Annotated in this window: 2 protein-coding genes; both read left to right on the top strand. The window is 75.1% G+C overall.

Going from position 1 to position 3,255, the window contains the following annotated elements:
- Nucleotides 1-995, top strand: a 995-nt coding sequence (locus HW577_RS22865; protein WP_198378419.1) for a DUF4159 domain-containing protein, incomplete at its 5' end; no start/stop codon positions are given.
- 3 nt (nucleotides 996-998) lie between these two features.
- Nucleotides 999-3,083 (top strand): hypothetical protein, encoded by a 2,085-nt coding sequence (locus HW577_RS22860; protein WP_198378418.1) that lies wholly within the window; start codon nucleotides 999-1,001, stop codon nucleotides 3,081-3,083.
- The last annotated feature ends 172 nt before the right edge of the window (nucleotides 3,084-3,255 follow it).

Below are 3,255 nucleotides of genomic sequence, written 5' to 3'. Positions count from 1 at the left end.
AGCCCGACGAGGCCACCTGGCGGCGCGCGCTGAACCTCTCGGCGCATCTCCCGCCGCCGCGCCCGGCCGCGGCGCCACCGCCCGGCGCGCGGGTGGAATCGATCGGCGGCGTGCCGGGGGAACGCGACCTCGGGCCGTGGCTGCTGGCGCTCGCGCTGCTGCTGCTGGTGGCCGACCTGCTGGTCTCGTTGGTGCAGCGCGGGCTGGTCGGGGTGCAGTGGTCGCGGCGCGCGCGCGTCGCGGCGCTGCTTCTGTTCGCCGCCACGGCGCCGGCCGGCGCGCAGCAGCCCGATGGCGCGGCGGCGATCGCGACGCGGCTCGCCTACATCGTCACCGGCGACACGCAGGTGGACGAGGTCTCGCGCCTCGGCCTGCTCGGCCTGTCGGATTTCGTGAACCGCCGCACCGCCGCCGCGCTGGCGGAACCGCATCCGGTCGTGCCCGGGCGCGACGATCTCTCCTTCTACCCGCTGCTCTACTGGCCCGTGCTGGCCGAGGCGCCACAGCCGGACGCGGCGATGGCCGCGGCGCTGAACGGTTTCATGCGCAATGGCGGGATCATCCTGCTCGACACGCGCGACGAGGGCTCGGGCGACGGCATGAACCCCGGCGCGCGCACCGCACTCCGGCGCGTCACGCGCGACCTTGCCGTGCCGCCGCTTGCGCCGGTGCCTGAAGACCACGTCCTGAAGCGCGCCTTCTACCTGCTGCAGGACCTGCCCGGCCGCTATGCCGGCGGGCAGGTCTGGGTGGCGCGCGACCAGGACCGGGCGAATGACAGCGTCAGCCCGGTGATCATCGGCGGCCACGACTGGGCGGCGGCCTGGGCGATGGATGCGCGCGGGCAGAATCCCTACGCGACCATTCCCGGCGGGGCGCGGCAGCGCATCCTCGCCTACCGCTTCGGCGTGAACCTCGTGATGTACGCGCTGACCGGCAACTACAAGGGCGACCAGGTGCATGTGCCGGCGATCCTCGAGCGGCTGGGGAACTAGGCGATGACGCGCACCCTCGCCGGCCTCGACTTCGCGCCCGTGCTGCCGCTGTGGCTGCTCGCGGCAGCCGCGCTCATCGCGCTGCTCGCGCTCGCCCCCGCCATCTGGCGGCGCGCGCGCGGCGTGTGGTGGCGCGCGGCCTGCTTCGCGCTGGTGCTGCTGGCGCTGGCCAATCCGCGGCTGGTCGAGGAAAGCCGGGAGACGCGGCCCGACATCGCCCTGCTGGTGGTGGACCGCAGCGATTCGGCGGCGATCGGCACCCGCGCGGCGCAGATCGAGGCAGCGCGGCGGGAGATCGAGGCCCGCGCCGGCCGCCTCAGCGAACTGGAACTCCGCACCGTGGAGGTGCCGGAGGCCGGCAACCAGGGCACGCGGCTCTTCGCGGCGATGGAACGCGCGCTGGCCGACATTCCGCGCGCGCGGCTCGCCGGCATCATCGCGCTGACCGACGGGCAGGCGCACGACATCCCCGCCGCCATCCCCTTCGACGCGCCCTTCCACGCGCTACTGCCCGGCCGCGCCGGGGAGACCGACCGGCGGCTGCGCATCATCGAGGCGCCGGGCTTCGGCATCGTGGGGCGGGAGGTGGAGATCCGCGTCGCGGTGGACGACCTCGGCGTCGCCAACCCGGCCGGCGCGGCGCGGCTGACCATCCGCCGCGACGGCGAGGCCGCGCGCAGCGAGAGCGTGCCGGTCGGCCGCGACCATCGCATCGCCGTGCCGATCCAGCGCGGCGGGCCGACGGTGGTGGAGATCGAGGCCGAGCCGCGGCCCGGCGAGGTCAGCCAGCTCAACAACCGCCAGGTCGTGACCATCAACGGCGTGCGCGACCGGCTGCGCGTGCTGCTCGTCTCCGGCGAGCCGCATGCGGGGGAGCGCACCTGGCGGCGCCTGCTCAAGGCCGACCCGAATGTCGACCTGGTGCACTTCACCATCCTTCGCCCGCCGGAGAAGGACGACCTGACCCCGCTGAACGAACTCGCGCTGATCGCCTTCCCGGTGCGCGAGCTGTTCCAGGTGAAGCTGCGCGAGTTCGACCTGATCGTCTTCGACCGGTTCTCCAACCGCGGCATCCTGCCGGCGATCTACCTGCGCAACATCGCCGACTATGTGCGCGGCGGCGGCGCGCTGCTGATGTCGACGGGGCCGGAATTCAGCGGGCCGGTCTCGCTGGCGCTGACGCCGCTCGGCCAGGTGCTGCCGGCGCGGCCGGCGGGGCGGCAGAACGCGGTCGCCGAGGGCGCCTTCCGCCCGCGCGTCTCCGCGCTCGGCTTCCGTCACCCGGTCACGGAAGGCCTGCCCGGGGCGAACAGCGAGCAGGCGGAGGCGCAATGGGGCCGCTGGTATCGCTGGCTGCGCGCCGACGCCCGCAGCGGCTCGGTCGTTATGGAAGGCCCCGAGGGCGCGCCGCTGATGGTCCTGGACCGCGTGGGCGAAGGCCGCGTCGCGCTGCTGCTGTCCGACCATATCTGGCTGTGGTCGCGCGGACATGACGGCGGAGGGCCGCAGCAGGAGGTGCTGCGCCGCGTCGCCCATTGGCTGATGCGCGAGAGCGAGCTGGAGGAGGAGGACCTCTCGGCGCGGATCGAGGCCGGTCGCATGGTCGTCACGCGCCGCAGCCTCGATTCCGGGCCGCCGCCCGAGATCACCGTCACCGCGCCCGACAGCAGCATCACCCGCGCACGGCCCGAGGAAGCGGGCGGCGGGCGGTCCGTGCTCAGCCTGCCCGCGACCATGCCGGGCGTGTGGCAGGCGAATGACGGGCGGCGCAGCGCCTTCGCCGCCTCCGCCGCGGCCAATCCGCTCGAGGTCGCGGATCTGCGCGCCGACCCCGAGCGGCTGCGCCCGCTGCTGGCCGCGACCGGGGGGGCGGCGCGCTTCCTGGGCGATGGCGCGACGCCGGCGATCCCGGACATCCGGCGCGTGGCCCCGGGCCGCGACGTGGCGGGCGCGGGCTGGATCGGGCTGCGTCGCAACGGCGACCATACCGTCACCGGCATTTCCGCCCTGCCGCTGCTGCCGGCCTGGCTGGCGCTGGTGCTGCTGCTCGGCGCGGCGGTCATGGCCTGGCGGCGGGAAGGGCGGTAGCCCGGTGTTTCCCCGGACGGGCGAAGGGGCGTAGAACGACGCCATGAAGCGCTTCGCCCTCCTCCTCGCCCCGGCCGCGCTGCTGGCGCTGCCGGGCCTGCCCATCGGCCCCGCGCCGGCGCTGGCGCAATTCGCCGGGCCGCCGCCCGCCGCGGGCGGCAGCCCGGCGGTA

The organism is Neoroseomonas rubea (genome assembly GCF_016106015.1).
Classification (GTDB): Bacteria; Pseudomonadota; Alphaproteobacteria; order Acetobacterales; family Acetobacteraceae; genus Neoroseomonas; species Neoroseomonas rubea.
The sequence above is the reverse complement of the archived record's forward strand: the minus strand, read 5'-3'. Positions and strand labels throughout refer to the sequence as shown.

What these genes read in the sequence shown, in the direction of transcription:
- HW577_RS22860 (WP_198378418.1), top strand. Translation starts at nt 999, where the DNA reads ATGACGCGCACCCTCGCCGGCCTCGACTTCGCGCCCGTGCTGCCGCTG.